Genomic DNA, 24,085 nt, shown 5'->3' with positions numbered 1-24,085 from the left:
AAAGACAGCCTTAGCCAAATGCGCGGGCGCGCTGATTTCAGACTTGTTAGAAAACACAACCCCGGCACGTATGTACCGGGGTTGTGCTCTTCTTCAGGTTTAAAGCCTGCGTTTTCTCAGGCCTTACTTCTTCTCAGGCGTCGCCGGTGCGGGTGGCGTGCGCTTGATGCCCGCCTTTTCGCCAGGCTTCATGAACTTGACCAGCACGCGCTGACCGATCAGCAGCGGCGCATTGTCCGCCGTGACGACCACTTCGACCACGCGCTCATCGGAAGCTTCGTTGCCGCTGTCGGACAGGAGCTTGCGCGAACCGAAGGTGGCGGCCATGCGCTTCACCGTGCCGACATAGACCTTGGTCTGATCGGTTTCGGGGATGATTTCGACCTCCTGCCCCGGCTTGACGTCCGGGATGGAGCTTTCGACGATTTCCGAGCGCACGATACGCTCGGCTGCGGCCGGAACCAGTTGGAACATGGTCGAAACGTTCAGGGTCGAGGTGCCCGAACCGGGGTTGGCAAAGCGACGGATGATGCGGCCATCCATCGGGGCGCGCACATAGGTCTGTTCCAGATCGAAATTGGCCTGCGCCAGCGCGGCCTGCGCCGATTGCACCGACGCCTGCTGTGCCGCCAGACGCGCCTCGGCCTCACGGATCAGGTCGGCCTGCGCGTCCAGCTTCTGACCGGCGACGAAATTGGTCGCCGCCAGCTTCTGATAGCGGGCGTATTCGCGCTTGGCCGTGTCGATATTGACCTCGGTCAGTCGCATAGCGGCCTGAGCCTCAACGACATTGGCGCGGGCGCGCTGCACGGCCAGTTGCGCCGTATCGGCTTCCTGACGGGCCAGCACCTGCCCCTTCTTCACGTCGTCGCCTTCCTGCACCAGCACTTCGTGCACGACGCCGGCGCGGCGGGCGGCGACTTCGATGACGCCGCCTTCGACGTCGGCCTTGCCATTGGCGATGGCCGCATAGGGCGAAACGATGGGCTTGGCTGCGGCGGCTTCGCCTTTCTTGGCGTCCTTGCCACCCGGCGCGGGGGGGTACAGGCGGTCAGGCTGAGCACCAGCGGCGCGGCCAGCAGCAGCAGGAGCGCCTTTGACGGGCGTTTACGGACGGGGTTGGGGGTGTGAGAGGTGCGCATGGTGAGTGGTTCTCTGATCAGGCGTGGGGGGCGGAAGGCGAGACGTCTTCAGGCCTGTTGACGAAGGTGTCGCTGAGGATTTCGCCGTCTTCCATATGGATGATGCGGTCGGCATAGGCTTCAAGGCGCGGGTCGTGGGTCACCACGATCACCGCCGCCCCGTGCTCCTTGGCCGCGCGGTGGAGGAGCTTGATGACCACCTGCCCGGACACAGAGTCCAGCGCCGAGGTCGGTTCGTCGGCAAACAGAAGCTGCGGGTTCTTGGACAGGGCCCGCGCGATGGCCACGCGCTGCTTTTCCCCACCCGACAGGGCCGACGGCGTCTGCCTCAGGCGCTTGTCCAGCCCCACCTCGGTCAGGGCCTGAACCGCACGGCTGCGCGCTTCGGACTTCTTGACCTTGCAGTATTTGAGCACCTGCTCGACCTGCTGGGTGGCATTGAGCGCCGGGAAGAGGTTGAAGCCCTGAAAGATGAAGCCGCAGTGATCGAGACGGAACTTGTCGATCTTGGCCTTTTTCTTCGTCCACAGGCTTTCCCCCAGCGCGACCACCTCGCCCTCATCGGGCTTCATCAGGCCGGACAGGGCGGCGATCAGGGTCGATTTACCTGAACCCGAAGGCCCCATGACCATGGTCACCTGACCATGATAGGCGGTAAAGTTGACGCCCTTGAGCACCGGTTGCTTGATCTTGCCGATCTTGTAGCTCTTGGTCAGCCCCTTGGCTTCGATAGCAAGTTTTCCGGTCATCGCAGCAGATCCGCAGGTTGGCTCTTTTTGAGCACGCCAAGCGACAGAAGGCCGGAAATGACGGCGATCGTCAGCAACATGATGGCGATAGTGATAATCGACCACAGGGGATAGAACATGGTCAGGCCCACGGCATTGGCCAGCGCCGTCACGCCCACCAGCAGGATGCCCGTCATCATCAGGCCGGCCACTCCGACCCAGAAGCTCAGCTCCATAATAATCAGGTTGAGATTGCCCATCGATACGCCCAGCGCCCGCAGCGACGCAAACTCCTTGATATTGGCCAGAATGGCCCCCTGAAGCGTCTGCCAGGTGATGACCACCCCGATGAAGACACCAACGATCAGCATGAAGCCCAGCATGATGACGATGAAGGATTCCTTGAACATCTCCGCCTGATTTTCACGGGCGAGGTCTTCGCGGGTCCAGGCACGGAACTGCTTGTTGCTCATGGTGTTGAGGTCCTGAGCGACAATGGCGGCGCGCGACGGGTCACGCAGCTTGACCAGCAGCGAGCCGACGCGCGGCCCTTCGTCATAAAGCCTCAGCAGCTTGGCCGTCTGACGCGACATGAAGACCATCGAGTTGAACAGGCTGGGGTAGTTGGTGATGGTGGCGCGCACATTGACGGTCCGGCCGTTCATCTGCGCCTTGTCGCCGACCTTGACGCCCAACTTCTTGAGCGAAGTGGCATCGACCACTACCGAATAGGGCTCCTGAAGCGCCAGAATGACGTCTTCGGGGAAGTCGGTCGGCAGAGTCACCGCGCCTTCGATCGGATCGACAATGATCACCTGCACGCCATCGCGCTTGGCCGATTGCCCCGGCGACGGGAAGTTCGCCCACATGGCCCAGCGCTGGGTATAGGGCATGACCTCCACCACTTCCGGGTGCTGATAAAGGGTCGGGATATTGCGGCGCGGCTGGCTTGAGCCAAAGCCTTGCGAATCGGGCGGCAGCACCATGAGATCAGCCGGTGAGCGGTCGATGGTGGCGGTAAAGTTCTTACCGATCCCCATGAACATGCCGACCAGCGACAACACCAGCAGACCCGCCACAGCCAGCGCTATGACCGCGGCCATATAGCGCCGCCATTCATAGATAAGCGTAGATAGAGCCAAAGACATAAACAGGTTCCCCAGGCTGCGCGAAGGCGAACGGATAGTCTCCGCCCCTGACGCCCCTAAAAACAGATGAGAAACGACCGCCCTTTCCGACACCCCTGCCGGACGCGCCCCGCCCTCTTGACCCTAACATCGTTAGTTTCATTGCCTACGTCCAATTAATTCCGCGTAACGAATGCGAAAGCCGCCTGAGGACGCCCGCAATCCATGCCCTCTTAAGGCAGTTTTTGCCGCCTCAGGCAGCAGCGCTCAACTGCCTCCAGATTTTTTCCAACAGATTCAGCGTATTGAATTTTTCGCCCGACTGGCACGGCTCTTGCTTATTGAAAAACATGGTTAACGCGCCGTCGCAGAAGGAGGCCGACAATGGATAATGCGAGCTATGTCGCCCTGTCGCGACAGTTGGTTTTGCGCCGCGAACTGGACGTCACGGCCAACAATCTGGCCAATATGAACACCAATGGTTACAAGTTCGAGCAGTTGCTGGTCGAACCCGAAGAGGGCCGCCCCGCCTATAACCTGCCGATCCGCGCCCCGGCCAATTTTGCCTATGATAAGGGCGTCGGCCGCGACTTTTCGCAAGGGGCCCTGACCCCGACGGGCGGCGATTACGACGTGGCCATCGAAGGCGAAGGCGCGTTTTTCGTCATCAACGGCGCCAACGGCCCGCTCTATACCCGCGACGGCGCCTTTACCGTCTCGCCGCAGGGCGTGCTGGTCACGGGCGATGGTCTGCCCGTGCAGGGCGATGGCGGCGATATCCGCCTCAATCCCGAATTCGGCGCGCCGTCGATCTCGGCGGACGGCGTGGTGTCGCAACGCAGTACCGACGGTATCGTGCGCGTGGGCCGCATCAGCGTGGTGCGTTTCGCCAGCCTGTCGGACCTTGAAAAGCAGGGCGACAACCGCTTCCGCGCCACCACCAATGCCGCGCCCGACCCGGCCACCGATGTGCGCCTGCGGCAGGGCATGATCGAAACCTCGAACGTCAACGCCCTCAGCGAGGTGACGCGGCTGGTCGAAATTAACCGCGCCTACGCCTCGGTGACAAAGATTATCGAACAACAGGCCGAACTGAACCGCAGCGCCGTCGAGCGTCTCGGCAAAGCGGCGTAAGGAGTAGCCCATGCGTGCTTTGAGAACCGCCACCACCGGCATGTCGGCTCAGCAGCTCAATGTCGATACCATCTCGCACAACATCGCCAACATGAACACGGTCGGCTTCAAGAAGCAGCGCGCCGAGTTTCAGGACCTTCTGTATCAGAATGTCGAGCGCATGGGCGCGCAATCTTCCGAAGCGGGTACGGTCGTCCCCACCGGCATTCAGGTCGGCGGCGGCGTCAAGACGGGCAGCGTCTATCGTATTCTGACCCAGGGTTCTGCCACCCGAACCGACAACCCCTATGACATCATGGTCGATGGGCGCGGCTATTTTCAGGTGCTGATGCCGTCGGGGGAAACCGCCTATACGCGCGCCGGCAATTTTGCCGTCAATGATCAGGGGCAACTGGTCACCGACGATGGCTATCTGGTGCAGCCGCAGATCACCTTTCCGCAGGACACCAAGGAAGTCACCATCTCCAAGACCGGTCAGGTGTCGGTGACACAGGATGGCGTCACCGCCCCCACCGTCATCGGTCAGCTTCAGGTCGCCAGCTTCTTCAACGAAGCCGGCCTCGAAGCTATTGGCGACAACCTGTATCTGGAATCCGGCGCATCGGGTGCGGCCAATATCGGCACGCCGGGCGATGTCGGCTACGGCACATTGATGCAGGGCTATACCGAAGCCTCGAACGTCGATGCCGTGTCGGAAATCACCTCGCTGATCGTCGCCCAGCGCGCCTACGAGATGAACTCCAAAGTGATCAAGACCGCCGACGACATGTTGTCGGTGACCAGCAACCTGCGCAACTGATAGGGGCCGCTGATGCACCGTTCGGTCTATATGCTGATGCTGACCGGGGCCGTGGCCCTCAGCCTGATCGGGATGACCGCCGCGCCCGTGCAGGCGCAGACGTCGCTGGTGCTGAAGGCGCAGGTCACCGACGGCGACGGGCGCATCACGCTGGGCGATCTGTTCGACAATGCGGGGGCCGCGTCGGATGTGGTCGTCGGCACGCGCGTTGGCCCCAGCGCCGTCCTCGATGCCGGTCAGGTTCAGGCCAGGGCGCGTCAGGCCGGGCAGTCGTGGCCCAATCCGCAGGGTCTGCGCCGCATCATCGTCAGCGCGGGCGCCGATGGCACAACGTCCACGCAAGCCCGCGCAGAGGCCGGACGCACCAAAGATGTGCTGGTCTTCACCCGCACCCTCAGCGCCGGTGAGGTGGTCGCCGCCGCCGACATCGCCTGGCAACCGGTGCAGGCGCATCTGGCGGGCGGCAGCCTGATCAGCGACCCTGAAACCGCCATCGGCAAGACGGTGCGCGTGCCCGTGCGCGAAGGCGGCGTGGTCCGCCCCGGCGACCTGACCGCGCCCATGGTCATCAGGCGCGCCGAAATGGTCAAGGTGACGTTTGAAATGAACGGTGTCAGCCTGTCCATGACCGGCCCTGCCCAGAAGGACGGCGCGATTGGCGACCTGATCATGGTGCAAAACCCCGCGTCCAAAAAACTGATCGAAGCCGTTGTCACCGGCCCCGGCAGCGCCGCCGTCGGTGAGACCGCCCAAAGCCTGCGCAACCGCGCCCTCTATTCCTCCCGTTAAGGCAAACCCATGCGTTTCCCCGTTCTTGTCACCGCTGCCGCCCTGTCCGCCGCCCTGTCGGGGTGCGCCAGCGTCAACGAAGCCGTCAACGGCCCGGCCCTGCAACCGATGGGCTATCCGGCGCAACTGGTGCCGCAGCAGCAGGTCTATGCGGCCCCCGCCTCGACCTCGGCCTCGGCCAATTCGCTGTGGCGCACGGGGGCCAAGGCCTTCTTCAAGGACCAGCGCGCCCGCCACGTCGGCGACATCCTGACCGTCACCATCGACATCGACGACAAGGCGCAGACGCAGAACACCACCTCGCGCAAGCGTGACGGCAGCTATGAGAGCTCTATCCCCAAGGTGTTCGGGCTGGAGTCGTCACTGGGGAAGATTTTGCCCAGTGAGTACAACGCTTCTGCCGGCCTGTCGAACAACACCGCCGCCGAATTTTCGGGCAGCGGCAGCGTCAACCGCTCGGAAAAGATCTCGCTTACCGTGGCCGCCATCGTTACCGGCGTCCTGCCCAATGGCAATCTGATCATTCAGGGCTCTCAGGAGGTGCGGACAAACCGTGAAGTGCGCGAACTGATCGTCTCCGGCATCGTCAATCCGCAGGACATTTCCTCGGCGAATATCATCAAGCATACGCAACTGGCCGAAGCGCGCATCTCCTATGGCGGGCGCGGCGACGTCAGCCGTATGCAGGCCGCCCCGGTCAGCCAGAACCTGATGGAAAAGTTCTCTCCCTTCTGAGTGCGCCGCTATGCGCAAATTTAAGCGCATCTTGACATTTCAATGATAGGTTTAGAGTCCCCCGCCCTCGGACTCCCATGCCTGCGACGCCCGCCTACGAACGTGACGACTATCCGCGACCGGTCCGCGCGAGCGGCCGCTATGACGCCTCAGAGCCCCCTCTGAGCGGGGCGGCCCTGATGCTGTTTCGCATCGAGGCCCTGCTGGCGGCCTTCTGCATCTTCATGTTTTCCGAAGCCCTGTGGGCCCCTCTGTTTGCGCCCAATCAGGAAAACGGCGGCGAAGTGTCGTGGATGCGCCTGTTGTGGCTGCCCGTCTATGGCCTGACCCTGTTGCTCAGCGTCGTGCGGGCCGACCGTTTTTTGCGCGTCCTGCCGGCGCTGGTCATGGCCGCCGCCATGCTGGCCCTGTGCTATGCCTCCGGCTGGTGGTCGATTGATCCCTCCGTCACCAGCCGCCGCTCGCTGGCGCTGGGCTTTACCCTGCTGTTTGGCCTCTATCTGGGGGCGCGTTTCAAAGGCTCAGACCTGACGCAGATCGTCGGCGGCACCTTTGCCGTCATGGCGGTCGGCAGCATTCTGGCCGCCCTCCTCTACCCCACCATGGGCGTGCATCACGACATCAATGCCGGGGCCTGGCGCGGCCTGTGGCACGAAAAGAACCAGATGGCGTCTTTGATGACCTTTGGTTTTGTCGCCTGTTGCGCCAGTGCCTTCCTGCTGCCCGACCGGCGCGTCCTGTGGATCGGCTCAGCGGCCCTGATCTTCTTCCTGATCGTCATGTCGCGGTCAAAGACCTCGCTTCTGGCCTGCCTGCTGGCGCTGGGGGCCATGCCGGTCCTGTCGGCGCTGCGCAGCGGCGGCGTGAAAAGCGTGCTGTTCGTCTGGGGCGGCGCCACCGCATCGCTGATCGGCGGCGCGGTCTTCTTCCTGATGCCCGAAGCCGTGTTCAAGGCGCTGGGCAAGGACCCGACCCTGACCGGGCGCACCCAGATATGGGAGTCGCTGCTGAGGCTGTCGGATCAGCGCCCGTGGCTGGGATACGGCTATAAGGCCTTCTGGGGGCCGGATTCCATCCCCAACCAGATCGTCAAGAAGGAGACCAACTGGGACGTGCCGTCGGCGCACAATGGCTGGCTGGACCTGCTGGTGCAACTGGGTTGGGTCGGGGTGATCCTGTTCGGGAGCTGTCTGGCCATCACCTTCTTCTGCGCCCTGTTCCGCTTTGCGCGCGTGCGGGACGGCTATTTTTCGGTTCTGGCCCTGTGTATCTTCAGCTTCCTCATCCTGTCGGAAAGCTTCATTCTGGGGCAGAATAACCTGATCTTTGTCCTGTTTATCTGCGCCATGGCGCGGCTGACGGCCAACCGGATCGAACCGCTCTAAGCCGCCGAACCCACCGCCTGCGAAATATGCGTCAGGCCATCGGCGCGCAGGCGCTGCACCAGATCGCGCTTGATCTCATCAATCAGCCCCGGCCCCTTATAGACCAGCGCCGAATAGAGCTGCACCAGCGACGCCCCGGCGCGGATCTTGGCATAGGCATCGGCCCCGGAGGCAATGCCGCCCGCCCCAATCAGGGTCAGCCGCCCCGCCGCCGCCTTATAGGCACTGCGCAGCGCCGAGGTCGAAAGCCCAAACAGCGGTGCGCCCGACAGGCCGCCCGTTTCCGTCGCCAGAGCTGAGTGCAGCGAACCCGGCCGCTCGATCGTGGTGTTGGAAACGATCAGCGCATCAAGCCCGTGCGCGAGGGCCGCTTCGACCGCGTCGGCGATTTCTTCCTCGCTGAGGTCAGGGGCGATCTTGAGGAAGATCGGATAGTTGTTACCCGTCACGCGCACCAGATCGGCGCGTGTCGCCGCAATCTGCCCCAGCAGCTCATCGAGATGCGCCCGCCCCTGCAAGGCGCGCAGACCCGGCGTGTTGGGCGAAGAGATATTGGCGGTAAAATAGGACGACAGGCCCCACAGGCGTTTCAGGCCCGTAACGTAATCGGCCATACGATCCGTGGCGTCCTTATTGGCCCCGATATTGGCCCCCAGCACCGGCGCCGAGGCGCGGCCCTGATAGCGCTCCAGATGGCTGGCGAAGACCTCAAGGCCCTTGTTGTTAAAGCCCATGCGGTTGATCACGGCCTCGTCTTCACTGAGGCGGAACAGACGCGGGCGCGGATTACCGGCCTGCGGCAGCGGCGTCACCGTACCACATTCGACAAAGCCAAAGCCGGCGCGGCTCATGGCCAGCGGCACATCGGCATTCTTGTCAAACCCGGCGGCCAGACCGACGCAGTTGCGCACGGCCAGCGCCCCGCCTGTGAAGGCGATTTCCGTGCGCAGTTCCGGCGGGTCATAGCTGGAGCGCGGCCCCAACCCTGATTTCAGCGCCAGAATCGTCGCCGCGTGGGCGTCTTCGGCCTCCAGAAGATGCAGCGGTTTCAACGCCAGCCGGTAGAGGTCCATCACTCGCCCCCGATCAGGTCTTTGGGCTTCAGCAGGTCATCGAAGATCGGGCGACCGGCCACATCGACCGTAAACACCGTGGCGGCCGCCGTGGGATATGAGCCCCGCGCCCGGTCGATATCGACCTGAGACGCCGCCCCTTCGGTCATATAGTCGAGCACCAGATACTGGATACCCGGATTGTGCCCGATGATCAGCAGGCAATCGCCCGCCTCTTCGTGCGCTTCGACCAGACGGCGCAGGTCGGACGCGCCCATATTGAACAGGTCGTCGCGCACCTCACCGGCTATGTCGCCCAGCACGCCCTTGACGGCCTCAAAGGTCTGGTGCGTGCGGTGCGCAGCGGAGACCAGCGCGTAGTCGGGTTTGAGGCCGCGCGCCTTCAGCGCTTCGGCGACGGCGGCCGCTTCGCGCACGCCGCGCTGCATCAGGTTGCGCTCGAAATCCTCGCCCGACGCGCTGTCCTTTTCGGCCTTGCCGTGGCGCATGACGATCAGGTGTTTCATCATGAGTCGTGTTCCTTGTTCTGGCCCGCTTATGGACGCGAAAGCCATCGCGGTTCAAGAACTAATCTCCTGCCCATTGCTACGCAACAGGGAGGAGACATCGCGGCCCGCCGCCGGGTTTGCGGGTTGCGGCAGCGGCACACCCAGCTTGTCGCGGATGTCGTCAATCACCGACACCGCCGTGCCGCGCACCGGCGCGCGGATCACCCGCTTGCCCGCCTCCATCAGGATCAGCCCGCCGCGATAGGGCCACACGCGCGGGGCCCACTCTTCAAAGGTCTGGGCCCAGCGCAGCAGCGATCGCAGGGGCGGCACATAGAGGGCATAGGACCAGGCGATCGGCTCCAGCTCCGCTACCCGCAGCAGGGTCTCCAACTGCGTGCGCGAAAAGGGCTGGCCGTGCCCGAACGGCGTCTTTTCGGCGTGGGTCCACAGGCCACCGCGCGCCACGACGGCCAAAATCAGCCGCCCGTTGGTGGTCAGGCAGCGCGAGGCTTCGACCAGCAGGGCTTCCGGGTTGGGCGATTCCTCCAGCGCGTGCATCAGGAAAATCCGGTCGAACAGGGCCGAGGGAAACGGCATGTGCTGCTCATCGACCAGGGTTGAGCGGCTTTTCAGCCCTTCGGGCCAGATTTCCGCCCCCTGTGCCGAGGGCATGGCGGCGATAACGCGCCGCGCCGTGCCATTGAACGCATCAAGATAGGGGGTGGTGTAGCCCAGCCCCAGCACATCCGACCCCGTCACATCGGGCCAGGCCTCGGCCAGCTTCTGCGCGACCATGCGCCTTGTCACCGCGCCTTCGGGCGTGGCATAGAAACGGCTCAGTTCGGATACGATACGACGCAAGGCGGGTCCTCAGGGGATCAGACCCTCTATATAGGATGCTTTGTGCGCTTTAGGGGAGGATTTTGCCATGTCGGCCCTGCAAATTCATCAGTTTCCGGCGCTCAACGACAATTACGGCTTTGTGGTCCGCGATCAGGCCTCAGGTCAGGTGGCCTGCATCGACACGCCGGACGCCGAGGCGGTGACGGCGGCCCTGACGGTGCAGGGCTGGGGGCTCGACTACATCCTCAATACCCACTGGCACCCGGACCATACGGGCGGCAATGCCGCACTAAAAGACCGCTATGGCTGCCTGATCTATGGCCCCGAAGAGGTGCGTAAGGCCGCGCCGCTGGATCAGGTTTTAGTCGGGGGTGACACGTTCGCGCTGGGGCAGACCGTGTTCGACGTTTTGGACCTCAAGGGGCATACGCTGGGCCATATCGGCTATTCCGCGCCGTCGGAAAACGTGGCCTTTGTCGGTGATACCCTGTTTGCCTTGGGCTGCGGGCGTTTGTTCGAGGGCTCAGCCGAAGATATGTGGGGCAGCCTGCAACGGCTTCTGGCGCTTGATTCACAGACGACGCTCTATTGCGCGCACGAATATACGCTGTCGAACCTGAAATTTGCCGAGAGTTTGGGGGTGTTCCCGGCACTGGAAGCGCGCGGGGCGGACATTCGCGCCCGCCGGGCGCGCGGCGAACCCACCGTCCCCATGCGTCTGGCCGACGAAATCGCCACCAATCCGTTTGTGGTCTATCCGCTGAGAGAAAGCGGCTTTGCCGCACAGGCCGTAAAGTTTGGCGAAATCAGAGCGGCCAAAGATCGGTTCTGACCCGCAGTCTCGGCTTTCCGATCACGGCACGTAGTTCAGGATCGGGCTCAGCCACCGCTCGGCCTCATCTACGCTCCAGCCCTTGCGGCGGGCATAGTCTTCGACCTGATCCTTTTCGATCTTGCCGACGCCGAAATAGTGCGACTTCGGATGCGCGAAATAGAGGCCCGATACCGAGGCCGGCGGCGTCATGGCGAGGCTTTCGGTCAGTTCCATCCCCGCCTTTGCCCGCGCGTCCAGAAGGTCGAACAGGGTCCATTTTTCGGTGTGGTCGGGCTGGGCCGGATAGCCGGGTGCCGGGCGGATGCCCTTATACTGCTCGGCGATCAGACCGGCGACATCAAGGTCTTCGTCGGCGGCATAGGCCCACAACTCTCGGCGCACGCGCTTGTGCAGAGCTTCGGCAAAGGCTTCGGCCAGACGGTCGGCCAGAGCAGTGGCCAGAATGGCGTTATAGTCGTCGCCCGCCGCCTTGAACTTCGCCGCGATCTCCATTTCGCCATGCCCGGCGGTGACGGCAAAGCCGCCGATCCAGTCGGGGGTGCCTTTCGGGGCCACAAAGTCGCTCAAGGCCGTGTTCGACTGATCGTCGCGCGTCTTCTTCATCTGCTGACGCAGGGTGTGGAAGCGGGCGATGACCTTTGAGCGCGTCTCGTCTTCATAGACTTCGATATCGTCGTCTTCGGTAGCATTGGCGGGCCAGAAGCCGACGACGCCGCGCGCCTCAAACCATTTTTCGTCCAGAATGCGCTTCAGCATGGCCTGCGCATCGGCATAGAGGGCGGTGGCCGCCTCGCCCACAATCTCGTCCTCAAGGATGTCCGGGAAGCGCCCGGCCAGCTCCCAGGTGGCAAAGAACGGCGTCCAGTCAATATGGTCGGCCAGATCGTGCAGATCATAGGGGCTGAAGGTGCGCGTTCCAAGGAAGGTTGGCGCGACGGGGGCTTCGGCCGCAAAGTCGATGACAAACTTCTTTGAACGCGCTTCTTTAAGGTCCGAACGCGGCTTTTGATCGCCCTTGCCATAGGCCAGACGCACCTTCTCATAGTCGGAGCGGGTATCGGCGATGAACTGCGCCTTATCCGTGTCGGACAGCAGTTGCGACACCACGCCCACGGCGCGCGAGGCGTCGAGCACATAGACGGTCTGCCCGTTGCTGTAGCCCGGCTCGATCTTCACCGCCGTATGGGTTTTCGAGGTCGTCGCCCCGCCGATCAGCAGCGGAATATCAAAGCCCTGACGCTGCATTTCGCGCGCCACAAACACCATTTCATCCAGCGACGGCGTGATCAGGCCCGAAAGGCCGATCATATCGACCTTGTGCTTTTTGGCCTCTTCGAGGATGCGATCAGCAGGCACCATGACCCCGAGATCGACCACCTCGTAATTGTTACATTGCAGGACCACGCCGACGATGTTCTTGCCGATATCGTGGACGTCGCCCTTGACCGTGGCCATCAGGATCTTGCCCGCCGACTGATGCTCGGCGCCGTCTTTTTCGGCCTCCATGAAGGGCATGAGGTACGCCACCGACTGCTTCATGACGCGGGCGGATTTAACCACCTGCGGCAGGAACATCTTGCCCGCCCCGAACAGGTCGCCAACCACATTCATCCCGGCCATCAGAGGGCCTTCGATGACGTGCAGAGGACGCTCAGCCTGTTGCCGCGCCTCTTCGGTATCGGCTTCGATAAATTCGGTGATGCCGTGCACGAGAGCATGTTTCAGGCGGTCTTCGACAGAGCCTTCGCGCCAGGCCAGAGTTTTGGCCTCAACCTGCCCCTTCTCGCCCTTGTATTTGGGAGCCAGATCGACCAGCCATTCGGTATTGCTGACATTGTGGCGTTGAGGGCGATTGAGGATCACATCCTCGACCGCTTCGCGTAGTTCGGCGTCGATATCGTCATAGACCGGCAGGTCGCCGGCATTGACGATGCCCATATCCATGCCGGCCTTGATGGCGTGATACAGGAACACCGAGTGGATGGCGCGGCGCACCGGCTCATTGCCACGGAAGGAGAAGCTGACGTTCGACACGCCGCCCGATATGCGCGCATAGGGCAGGGTCTGTTTGATCGTCCGCGTCGCTTCGATAAAGTCCACGGCGTAGTTGTCGTGTTCCTCGATCCCCGTCGCCACGGCGAAGATATTGGGGTCGAAGATGATGTCTTCGGGCGGGAAGCCCACCTCGCCCACAAGGATGTTGTAGGCGCGCGTACAGATGTCGATCTTGCGCGCCGCCGTGTCGGCCTGCCCCACCTCGTCAAAGGCCATGACCACTACCGCCGCGCCGTATTTCAGGCATTCGCGGGCGTGGTGGCGGAAGATGTCTTCGCCCTCTTTCATCGAGATGGAGTTGACGATGGCCTTGCCCTGCACGCATTTTAGGCCCGCCTCAATCACCTCCCACTTCGACGAGTCGATCATCACCGGCACGCGGGCGATATCGGGTTCGGCGGCCAGCAGGTTGAGGAAGGTCGTCATGGCCTTCACCGCATCGAGCAGGCCTTCGTCCATATTGATGTCGATGATCTGCGCCCCGGCCTCCACCTGCTGACGCGCCACATCGAGCGCGGCGGTGTAGTTGCCTTCGACGATCAGCTTACGGAACTTGGCCGAACCCGTGACATTGGTGCGTTCGCCGATATTGATGAAGGTGGGGGTCATAATCGTGGTCATGCGCGCTTAATCGTCTTTTACAGGTGTAATATCAAGGTCGGAAACATGGGCCGCCAGTCGCCGCAGCGCCGGTTCGAGCAGGCCCTGTGCGTGCACGCGCACCAGAGGCGTGTCGATCCACCGCGCCTGCGCCAGCCAGCCGTGGATGTGCAGCAGCAGGGCATTGGGCGTCGAACCATGCACGGCGGCGCTCAGTTGCGCCCAGTCCGGCGGATTGGGCACCTGCGGCGCGGCAGCGGCAAAGGCGGCATCGCTCAGGCGGTATTCGGTCAGGACCAGCGTCAGTTCATCATAAAACGGCTGATCGACACGCAGCTCGTCCGGCGTAACGTCTTTCAGCACATCGGCGGCGATCCGCAGACGGTCGGACCAGTTGTCGGAAAAAGGATTTAGGGTCATTTCCTGTTTTCTCCTCCCTGCGCGAAGCGTGGGGAGGGGGACCGCGAAGCGGTAGAGGGGGAGGACTCAGGTCGTAAAAACATCACCTGACTTCGTTTATCGAGACTGCGATGCGGACAAACATATCCCCTTCCGTTATCTTCGTTACGCGCTCAGATGCCCAATGCTGGCGAAAGCGAAGGGAGGAGAACTATTTCCCCGCCCGCCTGACCGCAATATCGACCTGACCGTGCAGGAAATCGACAAAGCCAATCCCCTGCGCCGCCAGCGCCTTGGGGTACAGCGACGAGGCCGTCATACCGGGCAGGGTGTTGGTTTCGATAAACACCGGGCCCTTATCGGAGACGATGAAGTCCGACCGCGTATAGCCCCGGCACGACAGCGCCTTATGCGCCGCAATGGCCAGCCGCTGAATCTCCGCCATCACCTCCGGCGCAAAGCGCGCGGGGCAGATTTCCTGCGTCTGGTTGGACAGATATTTGGAGTGGTAATCAAAGGCCCCGCGGTCAGGGATGATCTCGATGGGCGGCAGGGCGATCAGCGACCCGTCGGCCTGCTCAAGCACGGCGCAGGTCGCCTCGGCCCCCGTCACAAACGGCTCGATCAGATAGGGCTGTTCATTGGCGGCTTCGCGCACCGCCACAAGGTCATTGGTCGAGTTGACGAAGATCAGGCCGAAGCTCGACCCGTCCTGCGCCGGCTTGGCGACCAGCTTGCCATATTCGGCAAAGGCGGCGTCAAGGTCACTGAGCGCAATGCCCGCCGGAGACGGCACCCCGGCGCAGGCGGCAAAGCGCTTGGCCGAGACCTTATCGAAAGACAGATGCGAAGCCGCCGAACCGGAGCCGGTGAAGGGCACGCCCCTCGCCTCGCACTTAACCTGAAACTCGCCATTTTCGGCAATGCCACCGTGCAGGCCAAGCACCAGCACGCGGTCTTCGGCGGCGGCCCTGTCCAGCGCCTGATCAATGGTCCCCAGATCGTGGCCATCGGCGCGGAAGGGCACCTCGAACGGCCGCTGATGGCCCAGAAGCGCCAGAGACGAGGCCTCATAGACGTGATTGTCCTCGTCCCAGAACCATAGATCGGCTTCGGGCAGGGCCTTGTGCAGGGATTGGGTGGTGGCGACGGCCACCAGACGCTCGCGGCTCAGGCCGCCGAAAAGCAGGGTCAGACGCATAACAACCTCAATTCAATTCAAACGGTTCAAGGCCCGCCAGACGCAGGGCGCGCGGGCGCTCCGGCGGGACGCGCGGCGCAAACCCGCGCACCTCATCGGCGACGTGTTTGATATGGTCGGGTGTCGTGCCGCAGCAGCCCCCCAGAATATTGACCAGCCCGTCCTTGGCCCATTCGTGCAGTTCGTGCGCCGTTTCGTGCGGCTGCTCGTCATACTGCCCCATGGCGTTGGGCAGGCCGGCATTGGGATAGGCGGCGACCAGCGTATCGGCCACGCGCGCCAGCTCGGCAATGTGGGGGCGCATCAGGTCGGCCCCCAGCGCGCAGTTAAAGCCGATGGCAAACGGTTTGGCGTGCTTGACCGAGTTCCAGAAGGCCTCCGCCGTCTGCCCGCTGAGGGTACGGCCCGAGCGGTCGGTAATGGTGCCCGAAATCCAGATCGGCAGCTTGTCGAGCCCCTCGTCCTCAAGGTCCATAATGGCCTTGAGCGCCGCCTTGCAGTTCAGCGTGTCGGTAATGGTCTCAACCAGATAGAGGTCCACCCCACCTTCGTTCAGCGCGCGAATCTGCTGCTTATAGGCCTCATAGACCTGATCGAAGGTGACGCTGCGCGCGCCGGGGTCATTCACGTCCGACGACATGGACAGCATCTTGTTCAGCGGCCCGATCGAGCCCGCCACAAAGCGCGGCTTTTCCGGCTCCTTCGCCGTCCAGGCATCGGCGGCGGCGCGCGCCAGCTTCGCCCCTTCGTAATTGATGTCCCAGCAGGCCTGCGCATCAAGGTGATAGTCGTCCATGGCAATGGTCGTCGCCGAGAAGGTATTGGTCTCGGAAATATCAGCCCCCGCCGCATAGTATTGATTGTGCAGGTCGGTGATGATGTCCGGGCGGGTCAGGCACAGGATGTCGTTATTGCCCTTCATCTGACCAACATGGTCCTTGAAGCGCTCACCGCGGAAATCCTGCTCATCGAGGCCACGCCGCTGGATCATCACGCCCCATGATCCGTCGAGGATCAGGATGCGTTCCTTGGCGGCGGCTTTCAGGGTGTCAATGCGGTCCTGACGGGTCATATCTGTCTCCTTCCCCCCTGATCTCAGGGGGGACACCGCCGGAATGGGCGGAGGGGGGTTACACCGGCGGGTTTAACCCCACCGTCTTCGAAGCCTTGCGGCCTCGAATCCACCTCCCCTGAAATCAGGGGAGGCGAAGGTTATCAGCGCTTCCGCAGAAGCAGGTTCAGTTCGCTGTTCCATTCCGGTGGCAGCAGGGCCAGCGGGCTGGAGCGGCGCGTTTCGATCACAAAGTGCGCCTTCACGCGCGCCAGCAGATCACGATAATCAAAGCCCAGATGGTGCGGGTAGTAGCCCCAGCCGCCCTCAAAGTCCACGCGCAAGCGCTCGAAACGGATATCGCCGCGCGCCGCCTGCGCGATACGATAGCGGTCCGTGTCGAAATCCACTCGCCGACGCCCGCGGAACCAGCCCTTCACCCACGCCACCGGCCCCGTCTCGACCGGCACGCCGATAATCAGCACGCCATCGGGCTTCAACAGCCGGTGCATCTGGGCCAGCGCCGCCTCCATCTCCTCGGGTGGCAGGTGCTCGAACACCTCCAGACAGAAGATCGCGTCCGCACTCGCATCGGCAATCCCTTCGATCCCGGCCACCACCGTCACGCCGCTCAGCGCGCCGACATGGGCCACAGCCTGCGCTCGCAACTGCGCCGACGGCTCAAAGCAAATGACCTCGCCGTCGGGACAGGCCTGACGTAGCTGCCGCGCCAGTTCACCATCACCGGCACCGTAGTCGATACTGAGCGCCGGATGCCGACCTTTCAGCAGGGCAATCGCCTCCTCGAAGCGCTTGCGTTGCAAATAGCGCTTGAACGGATTGGGGTCCGCCCGCGTAATCGAAGCGTAGTCAGGTTGAAGAGACATGAGAAGGCAATCAGGCGGCGGTCGGCTGACCGTCCCTTAGACCTAGAACGCGACAGATGGAATAGACCAGTTCGGCCCGGTTGAGCGTGTAGAAGTGGAAATGGTTCACCCCTTCGCGCTCCAACCCCAGCACCTGCTCGACCGCCACGGCCGAGGCCAGCAGTTTGCGCGTCTCCGCATCGTCGTCGAGGCCTTGGAAAAGCTCTTGCAGCCAGTCGGGCACCGCGGCTTCGCAGGCCGCCGCCATCTTGCGCAGGCCCTTGAAATTGGTGACCGGCATGATGCCCGGCGTCAGATCAATCTGAATGCCCGCATCGGCCACGGCATCGCGGAAGCGCAGGAAGGTTTCCGGCTCAAAGAAGAACTGGCTGATGCCGCGCGTCGCCCCGGCATCGACCTTCTGACGCAGCACGTCGAGATCAAAGTCTAGAGACGGCGACTGCGGGTGCTTTTCCGGATAGACGCCGACGCTGACCTCAAAATCACCGATGCGGCGGATGGCGGCGGTCAGCTCCGTGGCGTTCTGATAGCCGTCCGGACGCGGCCTGTACTGACCGTCCTGAAGCCCGCCGGGCGGGTCGCCACGCAGGGCCACGATGTGGCGCACACCGGCGTTCCAGTATTCGCGGATGACCTCATCGACCTCTTCGCGTGAGGCCTCGACGCAGGTCAGGTGCGCGGCAGGTTTCAGCGCGGTTTCGTCCAGTATGCGCTTCACCGTGCGGTGGGTACGCTCGCGCGTCGAACCGCCCGCCCCATAGGTGACCGAGACGAAGCTGGGGTTCAGCGGCTCAAGGCGGCGGATAGCGCCCCACAGGCTCTCTTCCATCTCCGCCGACTTGGGCGGGAAGAACTCAAACGACACATTGAGGTGCGACGCCCCGGCGCGGACCGAGCGGGCAATGGCGGACTGAACAAAGGCGGGCGGCGGAGCCATAAGCGTATTCTCTGTAGCGTTTTATGGGATGCATCAGGCTTTTTGCATCAGCCAGATGCGCACGGTCAGACCGGGCTCCTGATGCGGCGGGAGGGACAGGCTGCGCAGGGCCTTAAGCCCGGCCACCTTCTGCCAGTGGCCCATATCGTCATCACCGATGCCGAGGCGACGGTGCTGATATTCGTCGCGCATGATCTCCAGCCGGTGCGGGGCGAAATCGACGATCAGCAGGCGGCCGCCGGGTTTCAGCAGCCGCGCCGCCTCTTTCAGCGCCTGCCCCGGATCGGGTAGGAAGTGCAGCACCTGGTGGATGACGACCAGATCGGCGCTCTGACCATTGAGCCGGGTGGCGAGGATGTCGCCGTGGCGGAAATCGATGCCGCTCAGGCCCGCCTCGCGCGTGCGGGCGCGGGCGATGTTGAGCATCTGCTGCGACAGGTCGAGCCCGATGGCGTATTGCGCGTTCGGGGCCAGCAGGCTGAGCATCCGCCCCGACCCGGTGCCCAGATCAACGATGGTTTCGACCGGCGCATCGCCCACCAGCGATTGAATGGCCGCCTCGACCTCGGCATCATCGACGTAGTGCGAGCGGATCTGGTCCCATACGGGGGCGATATTTTCGAAATAGCCCTGCGCCGCCTCAAGCCGCTGACCGCGCACCTCTTCCAGCGCCCGAAGATCGGCGCTGTTTTCATCACCCAGCGCCGTCAGAACTGAGTCAATCAACGGCGTCAGGGCCGGATGCTCACTCAGGCGATAGAAGACCCAGGCCCCGTCCGGAAAACGGTCAATTACCCCGGCCTCATTCATCAGCTTGAGGTGGCGTGAAATGCGCGGCTGACTCTGATTGAGAATCCGCACCAATTCCATGACAGACAGTTCTTCATGCGCTAAAAGACGCAAAAGACGCAGACGTGTGGGCTCCCCCATCGCCTTTAACGCCTCCAGCAGCGCCGCTTCGCCCAGTATGTCGCTCGATTTCATATAACCATATAAAGATGTCTTTATGTGATTTTGCAAGCGTAAAATCACACCCAAGGCTCGCAATGCGGTATCGACAGGCCTGCGACAGCGTTACACATGGCGGGGGGACGTGTGGTTTCCCACATATCGGCGTATGATAAGAACCGATAACAGCGGAGTTCCGGCCCCATGACCGATAAAGCCTCACTTTCGACGGCCATTTCCCGCGGCCTGCGCCGCCGCTGCCCCGCCTGTGGCGAAGGCCACGCCTTCCGGGGCTATCTCAAGGTGGTGGATACGTGCAGCCATTGTCAGACGCCGCTGGGGGCCTATCCCTGCGACGACGGCCCGGCCTATGTGACCATGCTGCTGGTCGGGCATCTGGTCATTGCACCGATGTTTGCCTTTGAGTTTTTCTGGAATTTCCCTCTGGAAATCGTGGTGCCGGTGACCCTGACCATTATGGGCGCCCTGACCCTGCTGCTGCTGCCATTCATCAAGGGCGGGTTTCTGGGCCTGATCTGGCACCACGGGCTCAAACGCTTCCGATAACTTCGTAACTTGGGCTTGACGGAATCCCCTTTGCGGAGAATCCTCACGCCGACGCCCGATGGCGTTGCCAACAAACGGAGACTCTCATGGCGCACAAGTTCCTGATCAAAAAGAACAAGGCCGGCGAATTCGTCGCCTATTTCGTCTATAATTCCGAGACGATTTTCTGGACCGAAGGCTATGCTTCCAAGGCTTCGGCCAAGAATGCCATTGAGTCGATCAAGAAGAACGGCCCGGACGCCGAGATCGAAGATCAGACGGTCGAATAGGCGTCGCATCAAGCCATGAAAAAAGCCCGGAGGCCAATGCCTTCGGGCTTTTTTGTTTTGCACCGGTGAGCAGGGCTCAGGCCATATTCAGCGTATCGCGGATGATGGCGATGGAACCATGCGATTCCTCGGTGCATTCCATATGCAGTCGGTCGATTTCTTCCTGCGCGAACTCACGCATCAGCATGGCCGCCTGCGGCGACAGGGCCATCAGCGTGCGCACCGAAGCGCGGGCAAGGGCAAGGGAGGCGTCGAGATCGACCAGGTTAGCGGTATCACGGGCTACGGCAAGTGCGTAGAGGCGCGACGCCACATCGGATGAGCTATCGGACATAGGTATTTTCTGTTCTGACCTGAAAAGTCTATTTTTGGGGGAGGAAGAAACCGCAGGCCCGCACAAACACACGCTCAGGCCACGGATACGCAACGCGTTATACCAGCGCGGACTAATATCATGCGGTTTACTGAGAAATCCACAACGCGGCCTTTAGGCGTCTTACCGGCGCGCGCCCATTTCTCATTTGATTTTTAAAGCTTATTTTTGAGCAGGCAGGAGATTCATGCACAGAACCGATCAAATAATCGAATTCATCCGATAATTTGACCCCATTTTGCAAAGGACTGCGAAAATTTGCGAATATATGCCATCGCAAAAAGCAGAAATTACCGCGTGGTCCTTTTGTATAGAAACAATTGCATGGCCTGTGCGGCAGGTCAATCCATATTTCATCGTGTGACTTGTTTTCACAATTCTGAAAATCGCGCACAAAAAAGCCCGCTGTTGCCAGCGGGCCTTTCAGTAGTATTTTAAAGATCAACCGATCTTCTTGGCCAGACGTTCCTGACCTTCGCGGATCAGCTGAGCGGCCTGCTCCGGATCGCCCCAGCCCAGAACGCGGGTTTCCTTGTTCTTCTCGAGATCCTTGTAGTGGGCGAAGAAGTGGGTGATCTGCTCGATCATGATGGCCGGCATCTGACGATAGCTCGAGACATTGGTGTAGTAGGGGTGCAGCTTGTCCACCGGCACGGCCAGAATCTTCTCGTCCTTGCCCGCTTCGTCTTCCATCAGCAGCACACCAATGGGGCGCGAACGGATGACTACGCCCGGATAGACCGGCGTCGGACCGACCACCAGAATGTCACAGGGGTCGCCGTCGTCAGCCAGCGTGTGCGGGATAAAGCCGTAGTTACCCGGATAGAACATGGAGGTGTAAAGGAAGCGATCGACGAACAGCGCGCCGGAATCCTTATCCATTTCGTACTTGACGGGCATACCGCCCTGCGGAATTTCGATGACGGCGTGGATGTCCCAGGGAGCGTTCGGACCGACGGAAATCTTATCGAGATTCATAGGATGTCTTTATTGTTAAACGGCATTGAAGATATGGTTTGGGCGCTGTCATAAGCGGTCCGCTTCTTTCGCACAAGCGAAGTCTGCGTTTTTTGTTTTCGCACTTTGCTACAATTTGTTACCCGACAAGGAATTATCGCTTGTCAGGCGACTTCGAAACACCGCAACTAGACCAAAGTCTCATAACAACAGCCCCTTACAAAAGTCCTCGTCATGGAACTGATCGTCAAACTGTTCGGTAGCTGGCGCGATTTCGCCGCCCTTCTGGTCTTCATCTTTTGCTGGCTGGGCTATGAGCCGGTGCTCAAGGCCCTGTCCAAGAAATCGGGCGTGATCTTCAAGGACCTGACCATCGTGCGGCGCGCGTGGATGAAGGAAATGGTCATCCGCTCGTTCAAGCTCTACGACTCCAACCTCATCGGTCACGGCGTCAATTCAATGAGCTTCTTCGCTTCGGCCAACCTCATCCTGATTGCCGCCGTCGCCGGGGCCATCTTTACCGGCGACCTGTCGTACAAGAGCGCGCACGCGCTCGGTATCGACACCTCGTCCTCGGCCCTGCTCCTGATGAAGCTGGCTCTGGTCATGGTCTGTCTGGCGCGCGGGCTTCTCAACTTCATCTGGGCCCTGCGTCAGACCAACTACGCCGTGGCCGCCATGGGCGCGGTGCCCGAAAACATCGACCCGCAGAGCGCGCAGGCCTTCACCGAGGCCGTGTCGGACATTTTCGAGCCGGCCATGTCGAACTTTTCGCAGGGCGTGCGCGGTTACTATTTCTCGCTGGCCGCCGCCGCGTGGCTGTTCGGTCCGATCCCTCTGGCGCTGGCCAGCATCGGTGCCACCGCGCTCCTGGCCTGGCGGCAGTCGCGCTCACAGGCGGCGCGCGGCCTGCGGCGGATGCGTGAGCTTCTGGAGGAGCATCCCTACCCTACCCGCACCCGCCCCATCTATGACGGAAAAATAGAGGACGAACCGGAAAATGCTGCGTCGCAGCAAGATAAAACAAATATAGAAACGAAAGCTGGCTGAATCGTTTTCTAAATAACGCAAAGGTTTGCTTAACTTTATTTCTTACGCTTAGGAACCATTGTAACGATACGTGATCATACAAATGCGTTTTCCGCTTGTGGATTTTTGCATCGCAACGTATAAAGTCAGTGTTCGACGTTTTTACGTCGATGCCCTTCCTGGGCGTTTCCTCCCTGTAGACTTAGCCGCGCTCGTGTAGCGCGGCTTTTTTTTGCCCGAATAAGTCCCTTATACCAACGGCCGAAAATGCTGACCGCATCCGGCCGTTGAAGACACGAGACTGTCTCATATGTGTCAGTGACATGAGACAGTCTCGAAGGTAATATCAAGAGTCATTTTCAATGACCCTTGGTATTACCTTCGCTTCAGCCCGTCGATCACGGCCGCGATGGCCGCCTTCATGCGCCCGGCATTGGGGCTGAGGGTCAGGGTTGCCTCATCCATGTAGAGCCCGCGGTTCAGCTCGATCTGTAGCGCCTCCACCCCCTTGGGCGGCTGGGCGTAGCGTTCAAGCGTATAGCCGCCGGCAAAGGGATGGTTATGCGCCACGCGGAAGCCGTGCGCTTCAAACACCTGCCGCACAAAGGCCGTCAGGCCGGGCGCGCACGCCTCACCATGCAGATCCCCCAGCACAATATCCGCCAGTTTCGCTGACGGCTGGGCCTCCGAGCCCGGTTTGAGCGTCGTCGAGGGCATGGAGTGCCAGTCGATCAGCGTCACCCGCCCGTGCGCCGACTTGGCTTCGGCCAGCGCTTCGGTCAGCGCGCGGTGATAAGGGACGTGCACCTGCGCCAGACGCCGCGCCGCCTCGTCATAGCTGATCGGCTGCGCGTGAATCTCCCGCCCGCCCGACAGGCAGCGCGGAATGACGCCGTAACCGGAGCGCACGCGCAGCGACTGGCTGAGCGCCCCTTTCGGCAGCGCGCCGCGGATCAGGCGCGGGTCCAGCTCCAGCGGGTGGCGGTTCACATCGACATAGGCGCGGCTGTAATTGGCCCGCACCGCCCACACCCCTTCCAGCGTCTCAAAGCCGATCAGCGCGTCAACAAAGGCGTCTTCGGTCATGCGCAGGTGTTGCGCCTCGTAGCGCGCCGCCGCCACAAAGGCCGGCGGCAGATACGGTCCCGAATGCGGCAAAGCGAACACCAGCCCGCAACCCTTTACCGCCGGACGGCGCACATCCACGGCAGGGACGGTTTCAACTGGGGATGAAAGATCGGCCATTAAACCCGTGATAAGACAATTCTGCGCTCTCTTCACCCCTAATTTACACCTGCGCCCTAATCATCTACTCTCTGAGTAAACGGGGCCCCTTTCCCACAGGACCGGGATTAATGACCAAGATTCTCCTCGCGGAAGACGAAAATTCCGTGCGCAGCTTCCTGACGCGCGCCCTTCAGCGCGCCGGCTATGACGTTGTAAGCTGCCCCGATGGCGACAGCGCCATCGAAGCCCTCGATCAGGGGCCGTATGACCTGCTGCTGACCGACATTGTGATGCCGGGGGCTGACGGCATCGAAGTGGCCAAGGTCGCCTCGCAACGTCAGCCGGGCCTGAAGATCATGTTCATCACCGGCTTCGCCGCCGTGGCGCTCAATGCACAAAAGGCCTCCCCCGAAGCCAAGGTCCTCGAAAAGCCGGTGCATCTGCGCGAAATCGTCACCGAAGTCGAACGCCTGATTGCCGCCTGATGGGCCAGCGCGGGCGACG

General features: G+C 61.8%; 26 protein-coding genes. 10 read left to right on the top strand and 16 right to left on the bottom strand.

Translation table 11 applies throughout. The features are described from left to right. Nucleotides 1-123: 123 nt before the first annotated feature. The 3 genes from EM6_RS00715 to EM6_RS00705 form a co-directional block, all read right to left on the bottom strand. Nucleotides 124-897, bottom strand: coding sequence for an efflux RND transporter periplasmic adaptor subunit (locus EM6_RS00715; RefSeq protein ID WP_420000733.1), 774 nt, complete (start codon nucleotides 895-897; stop codon nucleotides 124-126). 262 nt (nucleotides 898-1,159) lie between these two features. Next, entirely contained in the window at nucleotides 1,160-1,891 is a 732-nt protein-coding gene (locus EM6_RS00710; protein ID WP_126419568.1) for an ABC transporter ATP-binding protein, read from the bottom strand. Beyond that, nucleotides 1,888-3,018: an ABC transporter permease gene (locus EM6_RS00705; protein WP_126419567.1), complete on the bottom strand. Its 1,131-nt coding sequence runs from the start codon at nucleotides 3,016-3,018 to the stop codon at nucleotides 1,888-1,890. The genes EM6_RS00710 and EM6_RS00705 overlap by 4 nt, the downstream gene beginning before the upstream one ends. Nucleotides 3,019-3,381: 363 nt before the next feature. On the opposite strand from EM6_RS00705, the gene flgF reads away from it, so the two are divergent. The 5 genes from flgF to EM6_RS00680 all read left to right on the top strand — a co-directional run bounded on the left by flgF (nucleotide 3,382) and on the right by EM6_RS00680 (nucleotide 7,839). Beyond that, complete coding sequence (gene flgF, locus EM6_RS00700; RefSeq protein ID WP_126419566.1) at nucleotides 3,382-4,131, top strand: flagellar basal-body rod protein FlgF; 750 nt, start codon at nucleotides 3,382-3,384, stop codon at nucleotides 4,129-4,131. Between the two features lie 10 nt (nucleotides 4,132-4,141). Beyond that, nucleotides 4,142-4,930, top strand: coding sequence for a flagellar basal-body rod protein FlgG (flgG, locus tag EM6_RS00695; protein WP_126419565.1), 789 nt, complete (start codon nucleotides 4,142-4,144; stop codon nucleotides 4,928-4,930). 12 nt (nucleotides 4,931-4,942) lie between these two features. Beyond that, on the top strand, nucleotides 4,943-5,719 hold the full coding sequence (gene flgA, locus EM6_RS00690) for a flagellar basal body P-ring formation chaperone FlgA (RefSeq protein WP_126419564.1): 777 nt from the start codon (nucleotides 4,943-4,945) through the stop codon (nucleotides 5,717-5,719). Nucleotides 5,720-5,728: 9 nt separating this feature from the next. Next, nucleotides 5,729-6,454: a flagellar basal body L-ring protein FlgH gene (gene flgH, locus EM6_RS00685; RefSeq protein WP_126419563.1), complete on the top strand. Its 726-nt coding sequence runs from the start codon at nucleotides 5,729-5,731 to the stop codon at nucleotides 6,452-6,454. A gap of 77 nt (nucleotides 6,455-6,531) precedes the next feature. Beyond that, nucleotides 6,532-7,839, top strand: a complete 1,308-nt coding sequence (locus EM6_RS00680) for an O-antigen ligase family protein (protein WP_126419562.1) — start codon at nucleotides 6,532-6,534, stop codon at nucleotides 7,837-7,839. Here the strand turns inward: EM6_RS00680 and EM6_RS00675 are convergent. The 3 genes from EM6_RS00675 to EM6_RS00665 are packed head-to-tail and all read right to left on the bottom strand — an operon-like array spanning nucleotide 7,836 to nucleotide 10,264. Further along, nucleotides 7,836-8,912 carry a quinone-dependent dihydroorotate dehydrogenase gene (locus tag EM6_RS00675; RefSeq protein WP_126419561.1) on the bottom strand — a complete coding sequence of 359 codons (1,077 nt, stop codon included), beginning with the start codon at nucleotides 8,910-8,912 and terminating at the stop codon, nucleotides 7,836-7,838. The genes EM6_RS00680 and EM6_RS00675 overlap by 4 nt on opposite strands. Next, nucleotides 8,912-9,421 carry a SixA phosphatase family protein gene (locus EM6_RS00670; RefSeq protein ID WP_126419560.1) on the bottom strand — a complete coding sequence of 170 codons (510 nt, stop codon included), beginning with the start codon at nucleotides 9,419-9,421 and terminating at the stop codon, nucleotides 8,912-8,914. The genes EM6_RS00675 and EM6_RS00670 overlap by 1 nt, the downstream gene beginning before the upstream one ends. Before the next feature lie 51 nt (nucleotides 9,422-9,472). Then, nucleotides 9,473-10,264: a class I SAM-dependent methyltransferase gene (locus tag EM6_RS00665; RefSeq protein ID WP_232037061.1), complete on the bottom strand. Its 792-nt coding sequence runs from the start codon at nucleotides 10,262-10,264 to the stop codon at nucleotides 9,473-9,475. Nucleotides 10,265-10,331: 67 nt separating this feature from the next. On the opposite strand from EM6_RS00665, the gene gloB reads away from it, so the two are divergent. Next, entirely contained in the window at nucleotides 10,332-11,078 is a 747-nt protein-coding gene (gene gloB / locus EM6_RS00660; RefSeq protein ID WP_126419559.1) for a hydroxyacylglutathione hydrolase, read from the top strand. Between the two features lie 21 nt (nucleotides 11,079-11,099). On the opposite strand, the gene metH is transcribed toward gloB, so the two are convergent. The 7 genes from metH to EM6_RS00625 form a co-directional block, all read right to left on the bottom strand. Further along, nucleotides 11,100-13,757: a methionine synthase gene (gene metH / locus EM6_RS00655; protein ID WP_126419558.1), complete on the bottom strand. Its 2,658-nt coding sequence runs from the start codon at nucleotides 13,755-13,757 to the stop codon at nucleotides 11,100-11,102. Nucleotides 13,758-13,763: 6 nt separating this feature from the next. Beyond that, on the bottom strand, nucleotides 13,764-14,156 hold the full coding sequence (locus EM6_RS00650) for a hypothetical protein (RefSeq protein ID WP_126419557.1): 393 nt from the start codon (nucleotides 14,154-14,156) through the stop codon (nucleotides 13,764-13,766). A 190-nt stretch (nucleotides 14,157-14,346) separates the two neighbouring features. Beyond that, the gene (locus EM6_RS00645) at nucleotides 14,347-15,336 is read right to left on the bottom strand and encodes a D-alanine--D-alanine ligase family protein (RefSeq protein WP_126419556.1); all 990 of its coding nucleotides are present in this window, start codon (nucleotides 15,334-15,336) and stop codon (nucleotides 14,347-14,349) included. Between the two features lie 7 nt (nucleotides 15,337-15,343). Beyond that, on the bottom strand, nucleotides 15,344-16,408 hold the full coding sequence (locus EM6_RS00640; protein WP_126419555.1) for a homocysteine S-methyltransferase family protein: 1,065 nt from the start codon (nucleotides 16,406-16,408) through the stop codon (nucleotides 15,344-15,346). Between the two features lie 143 nt (nucleotides 16,409-16,551). Next, the gene (locus EM6_RS00635) at nucleotides 16,552-17,274 is read right to left on the bottom strand and encodes a class I SAM-dependent methyltransferase (protein ID WP_126419554.1); all 723 of its coding nucleotides are present in this window, start codon (nucleotides 17,272-17,274) and stop codon (nucleotides 16,552-16,554) included. 10 nt (nucleotides 17,275-17,284) lie between these two features. Then, complete coding sequence (gene metF, locus EM6_RS00630; protein ID WP_126419553.1) at nucleotides 17,285-18,211, bottom strand: methylenetetrahydrofolate reductase [NAD(P)H]; 927 nt, start codon at nucleotides 18,209-18,211, stop codon at nucleotides 17,285-17,287. A 33-nt stretch (nucleotides 18,212-18,244) separates the two neighbouring features. Then, nucleotides 18,245-19,195: an ArsR/SmtB family transcription factor gene (locus EM6_RS00625; protein WP_126419552.1), complete on the bottom strand. Its 951-nt coding sequence runs from the start codon at nucleotides 19,193-19,195 to the stop codon at nucleotides 18,245-18,247. 168 nt (nucleotides 19,196-19,363) lie between these two features. Between EM6_RS00625 and EM6_RS00620 the strand changes: the two genes are divergently transcribed. After that, nucleotides 19,364-19,726 (top strand): DUF983 domain-containing protein, encoded by a 363-nt coding sequence (locus EM6_RS00620; protein ID WP_126419551.1) that lies wholly within the window; start codon nucleotides 19,364-19,366, stop codon nucleotides 19,724-19,726. 86 nt (nucleotides 19,727-19,812) lie between these two features. Further along, nucleotides 19,813-19,995 (top strand): YegP family protein, encoded by a 183-nt coding sequence (locus EM6_RS00615; RefSeq protein WP_013479361.1) that lies wholly within the window; start codon nucleotides 19,813-19,815, stop codon nucleotides 19,993-19,995. Nucleotides 19,996-20,071: 76 nt separating this feature from the next. Here EM6_RS00615 and EM6_RS00610 read toward each other — a convergent pair whose 3' ends face one another. Further along, the gene (locus EM6_RS00610) at nucleotides 20,072-20,329 is read right to left on the bottom strand and encodes a hypothetical protein (protein ID WP_126419550.1); all 258 of its coding nucleotides are present in this window, start codon (nucleotides 20,327-20,329) and stop codon (nucleotides 20,072-20,074) included. A gap of 480 nt (nucleotides 20,330-20,809) precedes the next feature. Next, a complete protein-coding gene (gene ppa, locus EM6_RS00605) occupies nucleotides 20,810-21,346 on the bottom strand; it encodes an inorganic diphosphatase (protein WP_126419549.1) in 537 nt (178 codons plus the stop codon). 213 nt (nucleotides 21,347-21,559) lie between these two features. On the opposite strand from ppa, the gene EM6_RS00600 reads away from it, so the two are divergent. Next, on the top strand, nucleotides 21,560-22,375 hold the full coding sequence (locus EM6_RS00600; RefSeq protein ID WP_126419548.1) for a DUF599 domain-containing protein: 816 nt from the start codon (nucleotides 21,560-21,562) through the stop codon (nucleotides 22,373-22,375). A gap of 354 nt (nucleotides 22,376-22,729) precedes the next feature. On the opposite strand, the gene EM6_RS00595 is transcribed toward EM6_RS00600, so the two are convergent. After that, nucleotides 22,730-23,599 (bottom strand): N-formylglutamate amidohydrolase, encoded by an 870-nt coding sequence (locus tag EM6_RS00595; RefSeq protein WP_126419547.1) that lies wholly within the window; start codon nucleotides 23,597-23,599, stop codon nucleotides 22,730-22,732. Nucleotides 23,600-23,709: 110 nt separating this feature from the next. On the opposite strand from EM6_RS00595, the gene EM6_RS00590 reads away from it, so the two are divergent. Next, on the top strand, nucleotides 23,710-24,066 hold the full coding sequence (locus EM6_RS00590; RefSeq protein ID WP_013479366.1) for a response regulator: 357 nt from the start codon (nucleotides 23,710-23,712) through the stop codon (nucleotides 24,064-24,066). Nucleotides 24,067-24,085: the final 19 nt, after the last annotated feature.

Source organism: Asticcacaulis excentricus, assembly GCF_003966695.1.
Taxonomy (GTDB): domain Bacteria; phylum Pseudomonadota; class Alphaproteobacteria; order Caulobacterales; family Caulobacteraceae; genus Asticcacaulis; species Asticcacaulis excentricus_A.
The sequence above is the reverse complement of the archived record's forward strand: the minus strand, read 5'-3'. Positions and strand labels throughout refer to the sequence as shown.

What these genes read in the sequence shown, in the direction of transcription:
- EM6_RS00710 (WP_126419568.1), bottom strand. Translation starts at nt 1,891, where the DNA reads ATGACCGGAAAACTTGCTATCGAAGCCAAGGGGCTGACCAAGAGCTAC.
- EM6_RS00705 (WP_126419567.1), bottom strand. Translation starts at nt 3,018, where the DNA reads ATGTCTTTGGCTCTATCTACGCTTATCTATGAATGGCGGCGCTATATG.
- flgF (WP_126419566.1), top strand. Translation starts at nt 3,382, where the DNA reads ATGGATAATGCGAGCTATGTCGCCCTGTCGCGACAGTTGGTTTTGCGC.
- flgG (WP_126419565.1), top strand. Translation starts at nt 4,142, where the DNA reads ATGCGTGCTTTGAGAACCGCCACCACCGGCATGTCGGCTCAGCAGCTC.
- flgA (WP_126419564.1), top strand. Translation starts at nt 4,943, where the DNA reads ATGCACCGTTCGGTCTATATGCTGATGCTGACCGGGGCCGTGGCCCTC.
- flgH (WP_126419563.1), top strand. Translation starts at nt 5,729, where the DNA reads ATGCGTTTCCCCGTTCTTGTCACCGCTGCCGCCCTGTCCGCCGCCCTG.
- EM6_RS00680 (WP_126419562.1), top strand. Translation starts at nt 6,532, where the DNA reads ATGCCTGCGACGCCCGCCTACGAACGTGACGACTATCCGCGACCGGTC.
- EM6_RS00675 (WP_126419561.1), bottom strand. Translation starts at nt 8,912, where the DNA reads ATGGACCTCTACCGGCTGGCGTTGAAACCGCTGCATCTTCTGGAGGCC.
- EM6_RS00670 (WP_126419560.1), bottom strand. Translation starts at nt 9,421, where the DNA reads ATGATGAAACACCTGATCGTCATGCGCCACGGCAAGGCCGAAAAGGAC.
- gloB (WP_126419559.1), top strand. Translation starts at nt 10,332, where the DNA reads ATGTCGGCCCTGCAAATTCATCAGTTTCCGGCGCTCAACGACAATTAC.
- metH (WP_126419558.1), bottom strand. Translation starts at nt 13,757, where the DNA reads ATGACCACGATTATGACCCCCACCTTCATCAATATCGGCGAACGCACC.
- EM6_RS00650 (WP_126419557.1), bottom strand. Translation starts at nt 14,156, where the DNA reads ATGACCCTAAATCCTTTTTCCGACAACTGGTCCGACCGTCTGCGGATC.
- EM6_RS00645 (WP_126419556.1), bottom strand. Translation starts at nt 15,336, where the DNA reads ATGCGTCTGACCCTGCTTTTCGGCGGCCTGAGCCGCGAGCGTCTGGTG.
- EM6_RS00640 (WP_126419555.1), bottom strand. Translation starts at nt 16,408, where the DNA reads ATGACCCGTCAGGACCGCATTGACACCCTGAAAGCCGCCGCCAAGGAA.
- EM6_RS00635 (WP_126419554.1), bottom strand. Translation starts at nt 17,274, where the DNA reads ATGTCTCTTCAACCTGACTACGCTTCGATTACGCGGGCGGACCCCAAT.
- metF (WP_126419553.1), bottom strand. Translation starts at nt 18,211, where the DNA reads ATGGCTCCGCCGCCCGCCTTTGTTCAGTCCGCCATTGCCCGCTCGGTC.
- EM6_RS00625 (WP_126419552.1), bottom strand. Translation starts at nt 19,195, where the DNA reads ATGAAATCGAGCGACATACTGGGCGAAGCGGCGCTGCTGGAGGCGTTA.
- EM6_RS00620 (WP_126419551.1), top strand. Translation starts at nt 19,364, where the DNA reads ATGACCGATAAAGCCTCACTTTCGACGGCCATTTCCCGCGGCCTGCGC.
- EM6_RS00615 (WP_013479361.1), top strand. Translation starts at nt 19,813, where the DNA reads ATGGCGCACAAGTTCCTGATCAAAAAGAACAAGGCCGGCGAATTCGTC.
- EM6_RS00610 (WP_126419550.1), bottom strand. Translation starts at nt 20,329, where the DNA reads ATGTCCGATAGCTCATCCGATGTGGCGTCGCGCCTCTACGCACTTGCC.
- ppa (WP_126419549.1), bottom strand. Translation starts at nt 21,346, where the DNA reads ATGAATCTCGATAAGATTTCCGTCGGTCCGAACGCTCCCTGGGACATC.
- EM6_RS00600 (WP_126419548.1), top strand. Translation starts at nt 21,560, where the DNA reads ATGGAACTGATCGTCAAACTGTTCGGTAGCTGGCGCGATTTCGCCGCC.
- EM6_RS00595 (WP_126419547.1), bottom strand. Translation starts at nt 23,599, where the DNA reads ATGGCCGATCTTTCATCCCCAGTTGAAACCGTCCCTGCCGTGGATGTG.
- EM6_RS00590 (WP_013479366.1), top strand. Translation starts at nt 23,710, where the DNA reads ATGACCAAGATTCTCCTCGCGGAAGACGAAAATTCCGTGCGCAGCTTC.